Annotated in this window: 17 protein-coding genes; 7 read left to right on the top strand and 10 right to left on the bottom strand. The window is 63.8% G+C overall.

Going from position 1 to position 17,484, the window contains the following annotated elements; genetic code table 11:
* Window positions 1-56: 56 nt before the first annotated feature.
* Complete coding sequence (locus tag YUU_RS0122255; protein WP_027524396.1) at window positions 57-1,034, bottom strand: magnesium transporter CorA family protein; 978 nt, start codon at window positions 1,032-1,034, stop codon at window positions 57-59.
* 345 nt (window positions 1,035-1,379) lie between these two features.
* Between YUU_RS0122255 and YUU_RS0122250 the strand changes: the two genes are divergently transcribed.
* Window positions 1,380-2,063 (top strand): L,D-transpeptidase, encoded by a 684-nt coding sequence (locus tag YUU_RS0122250; protein WP_027524395.1) that lies wholly within the window; start codon window positions 1,380-1,382, stop codon window positions 2,061-2,063.
* Between the two features lie 34 nt (window positions 2,064-2,097).
* Here YUU_RS0122250 and YUU_RS0122245 read toward each other — a convergent pair whose 3' ends face one another.
* The gene (locus YUU_RS0122245; protein ID WP_027524394.1) at window positions 2,098-3,189 is read right to left on the bottom strand and encodes an extensin family protein; all 1,092 of its coding nucleotides are present in this window, start codon (window positions 3,187-3,189) and stop codon (window positions 2,098-2,100) included.
* Window positions 3,190-3,253: 64 nt separating this feature from the next.
* Between YUU_RS0122245 and YUU_RS0122240 the strand changes: the two genes are divergently transcribed.
* Window positions 3,254-4,882 carry a fatty-acid--CoA ligase gene (locus tag YUU_RS0122240; RefSeq protein WP_027524393.1) on the top strand — a complete coding sequence of 543 codons (1,629 nt, stop codon included), beginning with the start codon at window positions 3,254-3,256 and terminating at the stop codon, window positions 4,880-4,882.
* Between the two features lie 167 nt (window positions 4,883-5,049).
* Here the strand turns inward: YUU_RS0122240 and YUU_RS0122235 are convergent, their stop codons facing one another.
* The gene (locus YUU_RS0122235) at window positions 5,050-6,192 is read right to left on the bottom strand and encodes a hypothetical protein (protein WP_245288069.1); all 1,143 of its coding nucleotides are present in this window, start codon (window positions 6,190-6,192) and stop codon (window positions 5,050-5,052) included.
* A 421-nt stretch (window positions 6,193-6,613) separates the two neighbouring features.
* Window positions 6,614-6,880: a hypothetical protein gene (locus YUU_RS0122230; protein WP_027524391.1), complete on the bottom strand. Its 267-nt coding sequence runs from the start codon at window positions 6,878-6,880 to the stop codon at window positions 6,614-6,616.
* 172 nt (window positions 6,881-7,052) lie between these two features.
* On the opposite strand from YUU_RS0122230, the gene YUU_RS0122225 reads away from it, so the two are divergent.
* The gene (locus YUU_RS0122225; RefSeq protein ID WP_027524390.1) at window positions 7,053-7,907 is read left to right on the top strand and encodes a DUF1499 domain-containing protein; all 855 of its coding nucleotides are present in this window, start codon (window positions 7,053-7,055) and stop codon (window positions 7,905-7,907) included.
* Window positions 7,908-8,029: 122 nt separating this feature from the next.
* Here the strand turns inward: YUU_RS0122225 and YUU_RS0122220 are convergent, their stop codons facing one another.
* From YUU_RS0122220 to YUU_RS0122205, 4 genes are all read right to left on the bottom strand, one after another.
* Window positions 8,030-8,953 (bottom strand): MBL fold metallo-hydrolase, encoded by a 924-nt coding sequence (locus YUU_RS0122220; protein ID WP_027524389.1) that lies wholly within the window; start codon window positions 8,951-8,953, stop codon window positions 8,030-8,032.
* Between the two features lie 185 nt (window positions 8,954-9,138).
* The gene (locus YUU_RS0122215; protein ID WP_027524388.1) at window positions 9,139-10,353 is read right to left on the bottom strand and encodes an acyl-CoA dehydrogenase; all 1,215 of its coding nucleotides are present in this window, start codon (window positions 10,351-10,353) and stop codon (window positions 9,139-9,141) included.
* A 123-nt stretch (window positions 10,354-10,476) separates the two neighbouring features.
* The gene (gene ribB / locus YUU_RS0122210; RefSeq protein ID WP_027524387.1) at window positions 10,477-11,553 is read right to left on the bottom strand and encodes a 3,4-dihydroxy-2-butanone-4-phosphate synthase; all 1,077 of its coding nucleotides are present in this window, start codon (window positions 11,551-11,553) and stop codon (window positions 10,477-10,479) included.
* Window positions 11,554-11,723: 170 nt separating this feature from the next.
* A complete protein-coding gene (locus tag YUU_RS0122205; protein WP_027524386.1) occupies window positions 11,724-13,448 on the bottom strand; it encodes a cation:proton antiporter in 1,725 nt (574 codons plus the stop codon).
* Between the two features lie 67 nt (window positions 13,449-13,515).
* Here YUU_RS0122205 and YUU_RS0122200 point away from each other — a divergent pair, with 67 nt between their 5' ends.
* A complete protein-coding gene (locus YUU_RS0122200; RefSeq protein ID WP_198031798.1) occupies window positions 13,516-14,049 on the top strand; it encodes a DUF3124 domain-containing protein in 534 nt (177 codons plus the stop codon).
* A 53-nt stretch (window positions 14,050-14,102) separates the two neighbouring features.
* Complete coding sequence (locus YUU_RS0122195) at window positions 14,103-15,338, top strand: PLP-dependent aminotransferase family protein (RefSeq protein ID WP_027524384.1); 1,236 nt, start codon at window positions 14,103-14,105, stop codon at window positions 15,336-15,338.
* Window positions 15,339-15,376: 38 nt separating this feature from the next.
* On the opposite strand, the gene hpaD is transcribed toward YUU_RS0122195, so the two are convergent.
* Both hpaD and YUU_RS0122185 read right to left on the bottom strand, forming a co-directional pair.
* A complete protein-coding gene (gene hpaD, locus YUU_RS0122190) occupies window positions 15,377-16,231 on the bottom strand; it encodes a 3,4-dihydroxyphenylacetate 2,3-dioxygenase (protein WP_027524383.1) in 855 nt (284 codons plus the stop codon).
* Window positions 16,232-16,255: 24 nt separating this feature from the next.
* Window positions 16,256-16,528: a helix-turn-helix domain-containing protein gene (locus YUU_RS0122185; protein WP_027524382.1), complete on the bottom strand. Its 273-nt coding sequence runs from the start codon at window positions 16,526-16,528 to the stop codon at window positions 16,256-16,258.
* 158 nt (window positions 16,529-16,686) lie between these two features.
* On the opposite strand from YUU_RS0122185, the gene YUU_RS0122180 reads away from it, so the two are divergent.
* The gene (locus YUU_RS0122180; RefSeq protein ID WP_027524381.1) at window positions 16,687-17,148 is read left to right on the top strand and encodes a hypothetical protein; all 462 of its coding nucleotides are present in this window, start codon (window positions 16,687-16,689) and stop codon (window positions 17,146-17,148) included.
* A gap of 107 nt (window positions 17,149-17,255) precedes the next feature.
* Window positions 17,256-17,480 (top strand): hypothetical protein, encoded by a 225-nt coding sequence (locus YUU_RS0122175; protein WP_027524380.1) that lies wholly within the window; start codon window positions 17,256-17,258, stop codon window positions 17,478-17,480.
* The last annotated feature ends 4 nt before the right edge of the window (window positions 17,481-17,484 follow it).

Here is a 17,484-nt window from a genome sequence, read left to right as displayed (position 1 = left end):
TTCACAACGCGCGTTCACTGTCTCTCTGCGAGCCATGTAACAGTTCGGTAGCCATCTCACAGCCACTTCTTCCACTTGAAAATCCAGTACGGAACGATCGCGGCGGCGAGCATCATCACCAGCGCCATCGGATAGCCGTGCGCCCATTCGAGCTCCGGCATCGCCTTGAAGTTCATGCCGTAAATCGACGCGATCAGCGTCGGCGGCATGAGGACCACGGCCATCACCGAGAACAGCTTGATGATGTTGTTCTGCTCGAGATTGACGACGCCGAGCATGGCGTCCAGCACGAAAGTGATCTTGTTCGAGAGATAGGAGGCATGGTCGGTCAGCGATGCCACGTCGCGCTGCATGGTCTTGAGCTGCTCGCGCATGTCCTTGGACCATTTCACGCCTTCCACGATGGCCGACAGGAACGTGACGACGCGGCCGATCGACACCAGGCTCTCACGGACCTTCGAGGTCAGGTCGCCCTTGCGGCCGATCGCGATCAGGATCTGGGAATATTGCTTGGCGTGACCGTGGCGCTCGCTCTCGGGCTCGAAGATGTCGTGCGAGACCTGGTCGATGTCGGCGCCGCAGCGTTCCAGAATGTCAGCGCAGCGGTCGATCACGGCGTCCAGGAGTTCCATCAGCACCATCTCGCCGGTAATGACGGGGGTGCAGGAGCGGGCGAGCTTGGCCTCGACCAGCGCGAAGGGCTTGGGCAGGTCGTAACGCACCGTCACCAGGCGATGGTCGCCGAGGATGAAGGTCACTGCCGTGGTCCGGGGCATGTCGGTATCTGAGTGGCACATCAGAGTCGCCGTCATGTAGCGCGCGCCGTTCTCGATATAGAGGCGGCTGGAGATCTCGATCTCCTGCATGTCCTCCCGGGTCGGGATCGCGATCCCCGCCAGCCGCTCCACCGCCTTGTCCTCGGTCGCGGTCGGATTGAACAGGTCGATCCACACCGCATTCTCCGGCAGTATCGAGAGGTCTTCGACGACGGCCTTCTTCAGGGAGGACTCGGAGGGAACGAACACCGAAAACATGAACTACTCCAATGGGGGACCGAAAAGGCGGGCTCACGGCCCTTAGCGCGATTCTGACAGGTGCAGGATGACAATCACATTAACGGAGCGTTCGCATTTATGGCCGGCCGGTGGCGCAACCGTGGCATGGAATCGACAGCTGGGCATTTCTTGCCCAAAAATCGGCCCAGAGCCTCAAAACTTGCGGCAAAAAAGCCACAGCTTGGGCCTTGCAGCGCGGGATAAAGCCCTAAAAGCTGGAATTGTGGCAGGTTTCAACCGATAATAGGTCCATCGGAATCGTGGAACTTGGGCAGCAAGCTCAGGGTCTGCGCATGGGTATTTGTTTCGATTGGAACCAAGCCAATGTCGTCGCTGAAAGTTAAGTTGGGTATTCTGGCCGCCGGTTTGATGCTGTCGGGCTGCATGCAGGCCACGCATTTCGAGGCGACCGATACCAAGGCCTTCAAGCCGAAGGACAAGGAACTCCTTGCCAAGATTCGGTACGAAAACACCCCCGTCGCAGAGCCGTTCCGCCGCGCCATCGTCGAATACCACCGCAAGGAGTCGCCGGGCTCGATCGTGGTCGATTCCGACAATCATTACCTCTACTACGTGATGGATGGCGGCAAGGCGATCCGCTACGGCATCACCGTCGGCGAAGAGGCCATGGCCTGGTCGGGCATCGCCAAGATCGGCAGCATGACCGAATGGCCGGCCTGGCATCCGACCCCCGGCGAAATCTCGCGCCTCGGCGTGCCGACCTATGTGGCGCCGGGTCCTGACAATCCGATGGGCTCCCGCGCGATGTATCTCTACTCGGGCGGCAAGGACACGCTGTTCCGCATCCACGGTACCAACCAGCCTGAATATATCGGTGCCTCGATTTCCTCGGGCTGCATCCGCCTGACCAACGAGGACGCGATCGACCTCTACAACCGCGTCAAGGTCGGCACCATCGTGGTCGTGCTCGAGCCGAAACACGGCGACTCCCCGTACAATTCGCAGCTCGCCCTTCGCGGCGGCGGCAACAGCACTTCACAGTACTGAGCTTTCCTGAGGCTTTCGAAGAAGCGCCGGCTCGCTACCGGCGCTTTTTTGTTGCCGGCTTCCGGGGCGCTTGGGTGGCGCCAGCAGGCGCGCCGGATTTCGCCGCATCACCCTGCTCCGCCCCCTCCTTGATCTCCTCCGACCTGGCATCCGGCTTGGCATCCGATTTGGCCGCCACCTCGCGTGGCGGGGCTTCCTCCGGTCGCTCGGCCGGCAGCAGCGGGGCGACCTGCGGCAACGGATCCCAGACGTTCCACTGGCAGATCCGGTAGTCGTTGCGGCGCTGCATCAGATCGAGATGGATGTGGTCCTCGTGATACCAGTCCGATCCCGGCCCCAGCACGGTTGAAAAGCGCGAGCAGACCGAATGCAGCACGCGCTCGCGCAGCTCCCGCGGCACGGTGCGGTCGGTCAGCCCGATCGACTGCCCGTTGGCAAGCTTGAATGCGCGCACGTCGAGCGCGTTGGCGCGGCCGTGCTCGGACAGCATGGCGCCGACGATGCGATTGCGGCCGCGGCACTCGAAGGAATCGAAATTGTCGAGGTCGCTGATGGTGCTCCCGAGGCTCGCGGCAAGCGGCGCCACGTCAGAGCGGACCCAGTCGGCAAGGGCCGATGCCATGCCGCAGCGAAGGATCGCGGCAGGCTTGACCTGCACCTTGCGCTTGTCCGGCAGCACGATCGCCTCGAGCCGCACCAGATCCTCGCCGCCGCAGCCGCCCGGGCCATGAATGTCGGGGATCGAGGGCGCAATTGCGATCTCCTCAGTGAGGGCGAGCCGGCAGGCGGAGGCTTGCTTCTCTGGTGGGGCCGCTGGTCCGGCCGGTTTGTCGGCGACAGGTTTTTCTTCGGCCGCCGGCCGCCCCAGTGCAGGCTTGGCCACTTCCTTGGGCGCATCCTCCGGGCGCGGTCTCGGCAAGGGAATTTTGGCCGGAATCCTGGCTGGATGAACGGTGCCGCGAGGTCGCGGCGGACCGAAGCCGAACAGGTCGAGCGGCGCGGGATATTTCCGCGCCTCGGCAGGCGCAAGCGACAGCCCCAGCACGACGGTAACCATTGCCGCGCCGGCGGACATATAGCCGCGACAAGACCATTTGCGGCAAAAGTCCGGCAGGCTAAAATTCATGACAATTCTTTGGCCCAGAGCTGAGAGCGATAACAAGTCCAGCCATACTCGGAGGAACGTCGGAATGCTTGGTTTGATGCAAGATTGGCCCCTGCTCTGCCACCGGATCATCGAACACGCCGCCAGGATTCATGGCAGGCAGGAGGTCGTCACCCGCTCGGTCGAAGGACCGATCCATCGCACCAACTATGCCGAAATCCACGCGCGCGCCCTGAAAGTTTCGCAGATGCTGGAGCGCGACGGCATCAAGCTCGGCGACCGCGTCGCCACGATCGCCTGGAATACCTGGCGCCACCTCGAGGTCTGGTACGGCATCATGGGCATCGGCGCCATCTGCCATACCATCAATCCCCGCCTTTTCCCCGAGCAGATCGCCTGGATCATCAACCATGCGCAGGACCGCATCGTGATGACCGACATCACCTTCGTTCCGATCCTGGAGAAGCTCGCCGACAAGCTGGGAAGCGTCGAGCGCTACGTCGTCCTCACCGACAAGGCGCATATGCCGCAGACCACGTTGAAGAACGCGGTCGCCTATGAGGAGTGGATCGCGAAGGCCGACGGCAAGTTCGCATGGAAGGATTTTGACGAGAACACGGCCGCCGCCATGTGCTACACCTCCGGCACGACGGGCGATCCGAAGGGCGTGTTGTATTCGCATCGCTCCAACGTGCTGCACGCCCTGATGGCCAACAATGTCGATGCGCTCGGCACCAGCGCCTCCGAGACAATGCTGCCGGTGGTGCCGCTGTTCCATGCCAACAGCTGGGGCATCGCCTTCTCCGCGCCTTCGCAGGGCACCAAGCTGGTGATGCCCGGCGCCAAGCTCGACGGCGCCTCGGTCTACGAGCTGCTCGAGACCGAGAAGGTGACGCACACCGCAGGCGTTCCGACCGTGTGGCTGATGCTGCTCCAGCACATGGCCGCCAACAATCTGAAGCTGCCCCATCTGAAGATGGTGATCTGCGGCGGCTCGGCGATGCCGCGCTCGATGATCAAGGCCTTCCTCGACATGGGCTCAAACGTGCGTCACGCCTGGGGCATGACCGAGATGAGCCCGATCGGCACCGTCGCGGCGCTGAAGCCGCCGTTCAGCGCCGCGACCGGCGATGCACGGCTCGACGTGCTCCAGATGCAGGGCTATGCGCCGTTCGCCGTGCAGATGAAGATCACCGACGATTCCGGCAAGGAACTGCCCTGGGACGGCAAGACCTTTGGTCGCCTGAAGGTCTCGGGTCCCGCTGTCGCCAAGGCCTATTACCGGGTCGATGCCAACATCCTCGACGAGGAGGGCTTCTTCGACACCGGTGACGTCTCGACCATCGACGAGGACGGCTATATGCGGATCACCGATCGCTCCAAGGACGTGATCAAGTCCGGCGGCGAGTGGATCTCCTCGATCGACCTCGAGAACCTCGCGGTCGGCCACCCCGCCGTCGCGGAGGCCGCAGTGATCGGCGTCTACCATCCCAAATGGGACGAGCGTCCGCTTCTGATCGTGCAGCTCAAGCAGGGCCAGCAGGCCACGCGCGAGGACATCCTGAAGTTCATGGACGGCAAGATCGCCAAATGGTGGATGCCCGACGATGTCGCCTTCGTCGACGGCATCCCGCATACCGCCACGGGCAAGATCCTGAAGACCGAACTGCGCGACCAGTTCAAGGATTATCGCTTCCCGAACGCTGCGGCATGACCGGAATAGCTTGCCGCAGGACCTGTTCGGTCCTGCGGTTGCGAATTCGCTTCACCTCCCCCGCTTGCGGGGAAGCTCGGTTTTGTCTGCCTGGCCGGTGCTCTTCTGCCATTTTGAAGCTCCGGATGGTCGAGATTGACAGGCACGCGCGACGCACGGTGCTGGGATCAGCGGGTGGGCGTGAGCGCATCAAGCTGTCGCTGCGCCTCGGGATCACCCCATTCTTTTGCTCTCTGGTACCAGTTGCGGGCCTGCGCGAGATCCGCGAGCGGGCCACTGGCGCCCAACTGCTTGAGCACGGTCGGATCGTAGGTCCTGGCCACCAGCAGCGCTGCGCGCGCGTCTCCTCCTTCAGCTGCGCGCAGCAGCAGTAGCCTCGCCGCCGAGACATCGGCGCTGGTGAGCAAATCCTGTCCACGTTTGACGAGTCCAGAAATTTCCTTCGGATCCAGGTTGCGCACAGCTTCGGTCTGCGGCGGTGGAGAGAGCACCAAGGAGCGCGCCGGCGGGACGGCCGTGACGGCTGTTGACGGCTGCGGAACGACACTGGCAGCGGCTTTCCAGGAAAGTCGGCTCGAGCCAACCACGAGCACTGCGCCGTTGGTGTCACGCAATTCTGCCATCGCGACCATCTGGCCGACGAAACCGTCTGGCGGAATGACCGACACGGCGGAAATTTCCGACGCGGGCACGCGCCATTCGTTGGCGACGCGCTTGCCAGACGTCAATCGTGCATCCGCTAGCAGTCCGTTGATGGCAACGATAGCGCCGGAAGGGGGAGCACCCACGCGCATCCCGAGCGGCAAGGGGACGTTGGCGGGCCCGCTGCTGTCCTCGAGCGCAAGGGTCGCGACCTGCTTGCGTTGCTGTGCAGGACCGATCGCGCCCTTCACCGATTGCCAAAGCGACGAGATCGATGTGGCGTCGTTCGATTGAACTCCGGGCCTTTGCGATGCCGGAATGACCATGACGAGAATCAGCGCGGCACCTCCCGCAACAGCTGCCGCGATCGCGAACCTGACCACTACGCTGAGCAGCGCGCGCCTTCCCGAGTTACGGAGGGCGGTCGGCACCTCGATGGGCTCCATCGCCTCGTGCATGGCTTGGGCCACGGCTTTGGAGAACACGTCCGAATGGTCACGACGACGCGGGTTGCCGGGCGATGGAGAGGGCGGGCCATCGGCCGATGGATGTTCCGTGGACCGTCTCGGCGCCCCCGTCGGCTGCACCGCCCGCTCGCGCGGGCTGCGTGGCGCGTAGTACATCGGATCGTGCGGATCGATATGGCTTTCGTCCGGTCCACCACTCATACTGAACACTCGCCCTGATGAGACTGCCACCAGCCGCGGTGGTCGGCACCGGCTACGCTGTTTGCGATCCTTGCAGCTCATGAGGCGCAACCGCGCACATCCGGTCAGCCTTTGCTGCAAAACCGGGAGAGCTGAGGTCACTCTTGCAACGTTTCCGGCTGACGCCCGCCGTAGTTCCCTTGCCGTTGTTCTTTTTTGAATTGCCGTTCGCGGAAGTCCCTTTCGCCGGGACGGTCCCTTGCTTGGGCGGTTCCAACAACTTGCGGTAGAGCCTTGGGGCGAAATTGCGACCGAGTCAATCTACAACTAAAGATCATTTAGATTGAATGGTTAATCAATTAAGTTGCAGAATTGCGCCTGTTCTCTGCCATATCGCCTGCAAATCCTGCGGAATCGCTGGGGCCGCGTCGTCTTCGAACGCTCACAATTGCGAGCAGCGAGAGCCCGCCTCCCGCCGGCTGAAGAACATCCGCCGCTCCTTCACGATAGGCACGAGCTGGTTGCGGTCGCGCAATGTGCCGCACAGGCCCTTCGCAATGGCCTTGAATAGGCGCGTCTCCGCATAGGGCGTCCCGTTGCGATCCTCGATCGCCCAGCGCTGGAAATTGAGCGCGTTGGTGTTGTCGGAGGCATGGACGAGGCGCGACCCGACGCCGCTCGGCGTCGAGCCTCCCCCTTGAACAGCCATACACGATTGGTGGTTTGCGGAGGCCGATGGTTCGACCACCGCACAAGGATCCGGAACGGGAGATAAAGGTGGGGGATAAACCGCTTCACAGGCCTGCGGAAAATGCGCTAGGTCAGCTTGCTCCCGTCGCCCGTGCCCCGCAACCGGCGACTGACATCGGTGATGGAACAGCATGGCCCGCAGGTTTTCCGCTCCCTACCAGTCGGAGCCCGTGTCCGGGCTCGCCAGCTGGGCGCGCAATCTGGCCGTGTTCGCGGTGGTGGCGGTCCTGGTCTCGATCATCATCGTCCGCTTCGGCTTTCTGGAGATCAAGCCGGCGCTGGCGACCTTCTTCGGCGGGCTTGCGATCGCGGTGCTCTCCATCCTGTTCGGGCTCGCGGGCTTTGCGGCAATCTGGCAGAACGGCTCGCGCGGAATGGCGCGCATCCTGTTCGCCTTCCTGATCAATGCGCTGATCCTCGCCTATCCCGCCTATCTTGCCTTTCAATACCGTAGGCTGCCGGCGATCCACGACATCACCACCGATCCGATCGACCCGCCGCGCTTCGAGGCCTTGGCGCGCCTTCGCACCGGCGACGGCGCCAATCCGGCCGTCTATGCCGGCCTCTATTCGGCCGAGCAGCAGCGCCATTTCTATCCGGACATCGAGCCGATCGAGCTCGAGATTTCCGTCGACCGGGCCTACGCGCTATCGCTCCAGATCGCCAACAAGCGAAAGTGGCTGATCATCGACGAGCGTCCGCCGCAGCCGCCGCGCCGCATCGGCCGCATCGAGGCGGTGGCCCGCACGCCGATCATGGGCTTCCGTGAGGATGTCTCGATCCGCATAGTGCCCGATGGCGACGATTCCCGCGTCGATATCCGCTCGGCCTCGCGCTATTTCGACAGCGACCTCGGCAGCAACGCCGCGCGCGTCAGCAAATTCATCGACGACCTCAACACCGCGGCCGACACCGATGCGCTGAAGCCGGTGAAGAAGGCGCCGGTCGTCCCGGTCAAGCCGCCGGCGAAGACGGTGAAGAAATAGCCTTCCGTCATTCCGGGGCGCGCCGTCAGGTGCGAACCCCAATGCGCATTTGCGCATTGTGGAATCGCACCACAATCTCCAGATTCCGGGTTCGATGCTTCGCATCGCCCCGGAATGACGGATCAGGCGGCCGCCATCCTGTACGTCCCCGTGATCACGGGATCGCCGTCCGTCGCCACCACGCCACGGGCGACAAGGTCCTCCAGATGCGCCAGCACGGAATAGCCGGCCGCTGTCGTGAGCCTTGGATCGATACCGATATAGATCGCGCGCACCATGGTCGGGATGTCGGCCTCGCCCTTGGCGAGGCGATGCAGGATCGAGGCTTCGCGCGCCTTGCGGTGGCGGATCAGGAAGCGCACATAGCGCGGCCCCTCGGGAATCTCGGCACCGTGGCCGGAGAAATAGAGTTCCTCCTCGCGCGCAGCGAGCCGGTCGAGCGAGTCCATGTAGTCGATCATCGAGCCATCGGGCGGAGCCACGATCGAGGTCGACCAGCCCATCACGTGATCGCCGACGAAGCTGAACTTCCGTTCGGGCCAGGCAAACGCAAGATGGTTGGCGGTGTGGCCCGGTGTCGCGACGGCTTCCAGCCGCCAGCCTGAGCCTTCGATGACGTCGCCATGGGCAACCGTCACGTCGGGCGTGAAGTCGCGGTCGGCGCCCGATTCCGGATTGTGCTTCTCGCTCTCGAAGCGCGGGCGCGAGGCGCGATGCGGGCCTTCGGCATAGACGGTCGCGCCGGTCGCCTGCTTGATGCGGCCGGTGTTCGGCGAATGATCGCGATGGGTATGAGTGACCAGGATGTGGGTCACGGTCTCACCTCTGACGGCATCGAGCAGCGCTGCCGCATGGGCCTCGTTGTCCGGACCTGGATCGATGATCGCAACCCTGCCCTGGCCCACGATGTAGCTGACCGTGCCGGTGAAGGTAAACGGGCTCGGATTGTTGCAGAGCACGCGGCGCACGCCGGGACGGACTTCCTCGACGACGCCGGGCTTCAGCGGAAAATTGCGGTTGAACGGGACGTCGTCGTTGTCGGACATTGGTCTTCCTGTGCGTACCGCCACACGCTTTGTCATACCCCGCGAAGGCGGGGTATCCAGTACGCCGCGGCGCCCGAAGCGAAGGCGAGGTCTCTGGGATACTGGATCGTCCGCTCCAGCGCGCAATTGCGCACAAGGCGGACGATGACAGCGGAGCAAATCAACCACGTCCGAATTCTTGGCGCTTAGAAAAACGCCTGGATGCCCGTGATGGCGCGGCCGAGGATCAGGGCGTGGACGTCGTGCGTGCCCTCGTAGGTGTTGACCGTCTCGAGGTTATGGACGTGGCGCATCACATGGTACTCGATCGAGATGCCGTTGCCGCCGTGCATGTCGCGCGCGACGCGAGCGATATCGAGCGCCTTGCCGCAATTGTTGCGCTTGACGATCGAGATCATCTCGGGCGCGAACTTGCCTTCGTCCATCAGGCGGCCGACGCGCAGGCTTGCCTGGAGGCCCAGCGCGATCTCGGTCTCCATGTCCGCGAGCTTCTTCTGCACGAGCTGGGTCGCGGCCAGCGGCTTGCCGAACTGCTTGCGGTCGAGCGTGTATTGCCGGGCGCGGTGCATGCAGTCCTCGGCCGCGCCCAGGGCGCCCCAGGAGATGCCGTAGCGGGCGCGGTTGAGGCAGCCGAACGGGCCCTTCAGGCCGGACACGTTGGGCAGCAGCGCGCTCTCGGGCACCACGACGCCGTCCATCACGACCTCGCCGGTGATGGAGGCGCGCAATGACAGCTTGCCGCCGATCTTCGGCGCGGAGAGACCCTTCATGCCCTTCTCCAGCACGAAGCCGCGGATCTGGTTGTCGTGCTCGGCCGACTTCGCCCAGACCACGAACACGTCGGCGATCGGCGCATTCGAGATCCACATCTTGCTGCCGGTGAGGCGATAGCCGTCCGAGACCTTCTCGGCGCGGGTCTTCATGCCGGCCGGATCGGAACCGGCGTCAGGCTCGGTGAGGCCGAAGCAGCCGACCCACTCGCCGCTGGCAAGCTTCGGCAGGTACTTCTTGCGCTGGTTCTCGTCGCCATAGGCATAGATCGGATACATCACCAGCGAGGACTGCACCGAGTTCATCGAACGGTAGCCGGAATCGACCCGCTCGATCTCGCGGGCGACGAGGCCGTAGGCGACGTAGCCCGCATTGGCACAGCCATATTCCTCCGGCAGCGTGATGCCGATCAGGCCGAGTTCGCCCATCTCGTTAAAGATCTCGCGATCGGTCTTCTCTTCGAGATAAGCCTTGGTGACGCGCGGCAGCAGCTTGTCCTGGGCGTAGGCTCGCGCCGTGTCGCGCACCATGCGTTCGTCTTCGGTGAGCTGCTCGTCGAGCAGGAACGGATCGTCCCACTGGAAAGAAGCCGCAGCCGGCTTGTCCTTGGCCTGAGGGCGCACACTCATGAAACGTCCTTTCGCGTCTGGTTCCGTCTAATTGACCGTTAAATTAAAGCGCCGCAGCGCCAGTTGCAATTGCGTCCTGGTTTCGGTCGTTCCGGCGTGGCGCGCGCACGGAACGACTGTGCGTCAGGTCTCGAGCTGCTCGTTGGCGACGATCTCGATGCCGAAGCCGGAGAGGCCCTTATAGTCATGCACCGAAGACGTCAGATGCCGGATCGAGGTGACACCGAGATCGCGCAGGATCTGCGCGCCGACGCCGACCTCGCGCCACTGCCTGTTGCGGTCGGCCTCCGCCGTCGACTCGTCCGGCAAGGGCTCTACGGGAACGCCGGCGGCGCCGTCGCGCAGGTAGACCAGGACGCCGCGGCCGGCCTTCTTGAAATGATCGAGCACGAGCTGCATGCGCTTGTGGCCGGTGAAGATGTCCTTGACGATGTTCGGCTTGTGGAAGCGCGTCAGCACGTTCTTGCCGTCGCCGACGCCGTTGTAGACGAAGGCGACATGGGCGATGGAATCGAAGGGCGAGCGGTAGGCATAGCCCTGCAACGGCCCGATCGGACTTTCGGTCACGAAGGTCGCGACCCGCTCGATCAGCTTTTCGCGCGCCTGGCGGTATGCGATCAGGTCGGCAATCGTGACATGCTTGAGCTTGTGCCGGGCGGCAAACTGCGCGACCTGCTCGCCCTTCATCACGCTGCCATCGTCGTTCATCAGCTCGCTGATGACACCGACGGGCGGCAGGCCGGAGAGCTTGCAGAGGTCGACGGCCGCCTCGGTATGACCGGAGCGCAGCAGCACGCCACCATCCTTGGCGATCAGCGGAAAGATGTGGCCGGGACGAGCGAAATCGCCGGCGCCGACATTGGGATTGGCGAGCGCGCGGCAACAGGAGGCGCGCTCCTCGGCCGAGATGCCGGTGCCGCCGTCGGGCTTGTAGTCGATCGAGACCGTGAAGGCCGTGGTGTGCGCGGAGTCGTTGTGGGCGACCATTGGATCGAGCCGCAGGCGGCGCGCGTCCTCCGTGGTGACCGGCGCGCAGACGATGCCCGAGGTATGGCGGATGATGAACGCCATTTTATCGGCGGTGCAGAGCGAGGCGGCGACGATCAGATCGCCCTCGCCTTCCCGGTCCTCGTCATCGGTGACGACGACGAGCTCACCCTTGGCAAAGGCCTGCAAGACTTCCTGTACGGTATCGGGCATGTCCAATCTCTGGCTATGGTGGCCGGAGGCTTAGCCGGACTTCGATCCGGGCGCTAGTGTCCCGGACGCAACCGCTTATGCCTTCGCTAGGTCCCGCCAGCACCCGGCTTGCACCGGAAATACCAGAGATATAGGCCCTGCCCGGCCGCGTGGAAGGCCGCCGAGCGAGCCTATGGCAGCACTTCGCGACGCTCGCTCAATCGCAGGTCAAGCTCCGTCCGCTTATCCTCCAGAAGGCCGGCTTGAGCCGCCTCGATGACCGTGAACAGCTCATGCGCATCGCTGAGGCGGGTAACGGTGACATAGTTGGCGCCCGCCGCGTAGAGCTCGCCGACGTCGGACAACAGATCGGCGGTGGCCACGACCAGGGCGCTCGGGTTGAGCGCGCGGACGTGACGGACCAGCTTCTCGTTGGTGGCCCCCTTCAACAGCGCATCAGGCACGCTGAGGATGATCACCTCGGACTTGCCGACGCCGGCATGGACGAGCGTGTCGACGTTGCTGATGTCGCCGTAGATGACGTGCAGGCCGCGCGAAAGCAGCGTCCGGTACACATTGGGGTTGAAATCGACGACCGTGATCTGCTCGAGCAGCACCGGCGCCTGCCGCTCGATCTCCGCGAGCAGCGCGCTCGCCGCGCGGAAAAAGCCGAGGATGACGATCCGCCGTGCCTCGCCATGGCCGCCCACGTGTCCCTCCTCGGCGTGAGCGTGATCGAGGTCGCGCAGGCCGAACCGCTTCAAGGGCCCGATCGCCCAGCGCGTGATCTCGTCGCTCCTCACCATCACGAAGGTCGAGAGCACGGCCAGCACCACGAAGGCGAAGGAGGCGGCATTGGCGGTCTCCTGGGCGATGTGGTTGTCGGTGACGCCGGTCTGGATCACGACCAGCGAGAACTCGCTGATCTGCGCCAGGTTGATCGCCGGCAACAGGCTCGCGCGCAGGCCCTGCTGCATCAGATAGAGCGGCACGAAGGTGGTCACCAGCCGGCTCACGACCGTGAAGAGCGCGATCATCAGGGCAAGCCCGATCACGGACATGTTCGGCACCGGAATGGTCATGCCGAGCGCGACGAAGAACAGCGTGATGAAGAAATCGCGCAAGGTGGTGACCTTGGCGGTGACGTCGAGCGCGTAGGGGAAGGTCGAGAGCGAGACGCCGGCGATCAGCGCACCCATCTCGCGCGACAGCGACAGCCGCTCGGCGGTCTCGGCGACCAGGAAGCACCAGGCGAGCGCGCCCAGAAGGATCAGCTCCGGGCGGCGGGCGATCTGGTGGAACAGGCGCGGCAGCACGAAGCGGCTGACGAGGAGCGCGGCCGTGACGAGCACTGCGACGCGCACGATCGAGAGCAGGATGACGCTCACTTGCAGATCGGCAAGGCTCGGCTGCACGGCGAGGAACAGGATGGCGAAGATGTCCTGGAGCACCAGGATGCCAAGGGTGATGCGGCCGGGCAGCGTGTCCAGCTCACGCTTCTCATAGAGCACCTTGACGATGATGACCGTGCTCGAGAGTGCGCAGGCGACGCAAAGATAGAGCGCATCGAAATGACCGCCGCCGAGTGTCAGGCCGATAGCGGCGAAGAACGAGATGCCGAGCAGGCAGCCGCCGAGGAGCTGGCCGCCGGCCGCGAACAGGATCACCCGTCCCGCCCGCACGATCTTCTTCAGATCGATCTCGAGCCCGATCATGAACAACATGAAGATCAGGCCGAGTTCGGAAATGACGCTGATCGATTCCTGCGACTTGACCCAGCCGACGCCGAATGGACCTATGCAGAAGCCAGCGATAAGGTAGGCCAGGATCAGCGGCTGGCGGGAGAAATGGGCCAAAAGCCCAAGCATCCAAGCGAACAAAATACAAAGAGTGATATCGCCAATGAGTTCGTGCATCTCAAAGCAGTCCTTTTTGCCGCACCCTAGAGGCGCGGTGCAGCGCGGCAAACGAGCAATTCGTCACATGCCAATCGTCCTGTCGATCGTGCTCGCATTGATAGGCGGCGTGCTCGGCGTGGTGCTGCCTGCTGTGGCACAGCCGAAGGTCAATATCGAACAGGGTTTTGCCGATTCGCTGACGGCGATGCCGAAGGAGGAACTCGCCGTCTCCGGCGGCTTCTACGTGCCGGCCTATTCCAGCGTCGCGATGAGCCAGGGCAAGCTGCGCGTCGACTTCTCGGTGACGCTGAGCGTCCACAATGCGTCGGAAACGCTCCCCCTGGTGCTCAAGCGGATCGCCTATTTCGACACCACCGGCAAGATGATCGAGAGCTATCTGAAATCGCCGGTCGCGCTGAAGCCGCTCGCGACGGTCTCCGTCGTTATCCCGACCGAGGACGTGCGCGGCGGGACCGGAGCCAACTTCATCGTCGACTGGACCGCAGCGAGCGAGATCGCCGAGCCCGTGGTCGAGGCCTTGATGGTTGGCGGCGTCGCCAATGCGCATTACGCTTTCATCAGCCAGGGCCGCCCGACCCGGACGGTCGGCAAGAAGTAACAGGCCGGCCGGCGCAATGCCGGCTGGCTCAACAAAAACAGAGGAAACTGCCCATGACTGCCAGCTTCGACTTCGCGCCCCTGTTCCCGCCGGGGCTGCCGGCTCCTTCTGCGCGCTGGACCGGGCTTGCCAAATACAGCTTCGTCGGCGGCAACAATGATTCCGAGCAGGTGCCGGTCGATGACCTGATCGCGGCGGTCGATGCGGTGCTCCGGCGCGAGGGCCGCAACCTCGCCACTTACGGACTGGCGCATGGTCCGCAGGGTTACCTGCCGTTACGCGAATTCCTGACCGCGAAGCTGAAACGCGATGCTGGCATCAAATGTACGGTCGACGATCTCCTGATCGTCTCGGGCTCCTTGCAGGCACTCGACCTTGTCAACCATACGCTGCTTGCGCGCGGCGATACCGTGATCGTCGAGCAGGAAACCTATCAGGGCGCGCTGAACCGCCTGACGCGGCTCGGCGTGAATACGGTCGGCGTTCCCCTCGACGGCGAGGGGATGCGCATGGACGCTTTGGCGTCCGCGCTTGCCGACCTGAGGAGCCGCGGCATCCAGCCGAAATACATCTACACCATCCCGACAGTGCAGAACCCGACCGGCAGCATCATGCCGGAAAGCCGCCGCGCCGAGCTGTTGCGGCTTGCGGCCGAGTACGCTGTCCCGATCTTCGAGGATGATTGCTATGCCGACCTCGTCTGGTCAGGAGAACGGCCGCCGGCCATCCACGCGATGAGCGGCAAGGGCGGTGTCATCCATATTGGATCATTCTCCAAATCGATCGCGCCGGCGCTGCGCGTCGGTTTCATCGTCGCGCCCTGGGAGGTGATGTCGCGGATGCTCGCGCTGAAGACGGACGCCGGATCCGGCGCGCTGGAGCAGATGGTGCTCGCCGAATATTGCCGACCGCATTTCGCGACCCACGTGCCCGCGCTGACGCGCGCGCTGCGCACCAAGCTCGACACGCTGATGGAAGCGCTGAATGAGCAGTTCGGAACCGCTGCCGAGTTCGAGGAGCCCAAAGGCGGCATCTTCCTCTGGGTGAAGTTGCCCGACGATGTCGACACGCTCAAGCTCTACCAGGCCGCGCTCGCGGCCGGCGTCTCGATCAATCCGGGTCCGGAATGGTCGACCAGCAAGGGCTATTCGGGTTCTCGGCTGCGGCTGTGCTTTGCCAGCCCCACGCACCAGCAGATCCGCGACGGCGTCACCGTGCTCGCCGAGGTCTGCCGCAGGGAGTTCGGCGTGCCGGCGCGAATCGCGAATGTCGAAAAGGCGCGCGCCTGAGCGCTTGGAAAGAACTCCTGGACTGAACTCCTGGAGTTTCACGCCTCGACGTGAAACTCCACGTTCACCTGCCCGCTGCCGGACGACGGGAAGTACTCGCAGAGCTGTTCGGACGCGCCGCGATAGTCGTACCAGCCGAGCGCCGCAAACAGCATGATGGTGTCGGCCATGCCGCCCTCGCCGTTACACTTGATAGCATAGTCCGGAAGCATGTCGAGGAATTCGCGGTAGCGACGCTGCTGCCAGAGCTCGAGCACGCGCAGATCGACCTGACGATTGAACTCGCTGGCGACCGACGTCCACGCTTCCGTACCCAGCTTCTTGTTCGGCCAGAGCCGGTGCGACAGCGAACCGCTGGCAAGAACCGCAATCCGTTTGCCCGAATCTTCGATCGCTTGGCGCGTCGCTTCGCCGAGAACCCGGCTCTCCTCGAGCGAGGTAAACAGCGGCGAGGCAATCGAGACCACTTTCGCCCAGCCGCCTGCGTTCAGGTAGTGCATCGGAACGATGGTGCCGTATTCGAGCCCGAGGCTCGCAACGCTGTGCGCGATGACGTTGAGCCCGCCTTCGGCCGCCCTGCCCGCGATCGCCTGGGCGAGTACGGTGTCTCCCGGCAGGTCATAGCGCAGATCCTGGATCATCTGCGGCGCCTCGTGACTGGTAAACGAGCCGCGATGCTGCGCATTGGCGTTGATGTGGTAGCCGAAATTGGAAAGCCAGTGGGTATCGAACACCACGAAGCTGGTAACACCGCGCTCTTTCGCCCGTCGCCCGAGCTCGCGCAGCGAATTGACGGGGCCTTCGCGCGCCGCGCGCAACGGGCTGCCGGGCGCTTCCGACAGCATCAGCGACGGAACATGGGTCACCTTGGCCGCAAGCACGAGCTGACCCATGGCGATGACCTCCGGGTCTTAGCCTCAGGCCGCCTGTGCCTGGCTGCCATGGATCGCGGAGGCCAGCCGCAACAAGAGGACGATCGAAACGTTGCCCTTGCCGGCCTCGATCTGCGCGATGTAGCGCTCGGAAATTCCCGACCTGCGCGCGAGCTCCCGCCGCGACAGCTCGCAGCGCATGCGCGATGAGCGCACCCGCTCGCCGAGTTCCGCCAGGAATTCGGTCTCGGAGTATGGCGGCACAGCAGTGCCGCCCGGCAGCGCTTCGCCCGCAAAATCGGTGACTTCATCCAGCATTGATCTATCCACGATCGCCTCCCGAAGCTGGCATTATGGCGCAGCTTCGGGTCCGCTCATTGACGCGGATCAAATAGCGGTACGATTGCCGACCGGCGTGGACGACTAGGCTGGAAATGCTAAACTTCGCTCTCGTTCGAGGCGGGGCTCCTGAAGACATGATGTTTTGTTTGAACCGCTGCGCGCTGGCCGCGATGGCCTGGCTTGTGCTCGTATCCACAGCCGGCGCCGAGACGCTGGCGGCGACGATCGTCAATTGGGGGCTGCTCGGCTCCTGGGCGATCGATTGCTCGCTCCCGCCCGACCGCGACAAGGGTGCAGTGCTCACCTACGAAGTCAGGCCGGACGGCCGCGTGATGTACCGCCGCAACTTCGGTGATGCCAGGGACGAGAACGAGGTGGTGGCGGCCTCGACCGATGCGGACGGCCTGCTCAACATCATGGTGTTCTTTCCAGCGCTGCATCAAACGCGCGAGTTCGGCCTCGCGCTACAGAAGGACGGCAGCCTGCGCGCGATCTACAATCGCGGCGAGCGCAGCGACTACACCATCCGCGATGGCACGTTCGCCAAGACCGGCGCTCCGACGCCTGCGCAGCACCGCTGCGGCAACAGCACGTGAGCGCGCGTAAGCGAAGCTGAACAGACGTTCAGAATTCTCCTCACAGTTCCTCCGGAACGTTCGCGTGCGTGCGCGGTTTAAATTGGCGTTCATTGGAGGAGGACATCATGAGGAAGCTTGGCTATGTCGTCGCGGCTCTCGGCGCGCTTGCGATCGTGGCACCGACGGTGGCGAGCGCCGAGACGGTGGTGATCAAGAAGCACCATTACGGCCCCTACGGCGCCCGGGCCGAATTCCGCGAGCACCGTGACTACGGCATGCATCGTGGCTGGCATCATCACGGCGACAGGGTCGTCGTGATCAAGCGCGGTCATCGCCACTACGACTACTGATGCG

This window comes from Bradyrhizobium sp. Ec3.3 (assembly GCF_000472925.1).
In the GTDB taxonomy this organism is placed as follows: Bacteria; Pseudomonadota; Alphaproteobacteria; order Rhizobiales; family Xanthobacteraceae; genus Bradyrhizobium.
The sequence above is the reverse complement of the archived record's forward strand: the minus strand, read 5'-3'. Positions and strand labels throughout refer to the sequence as shown.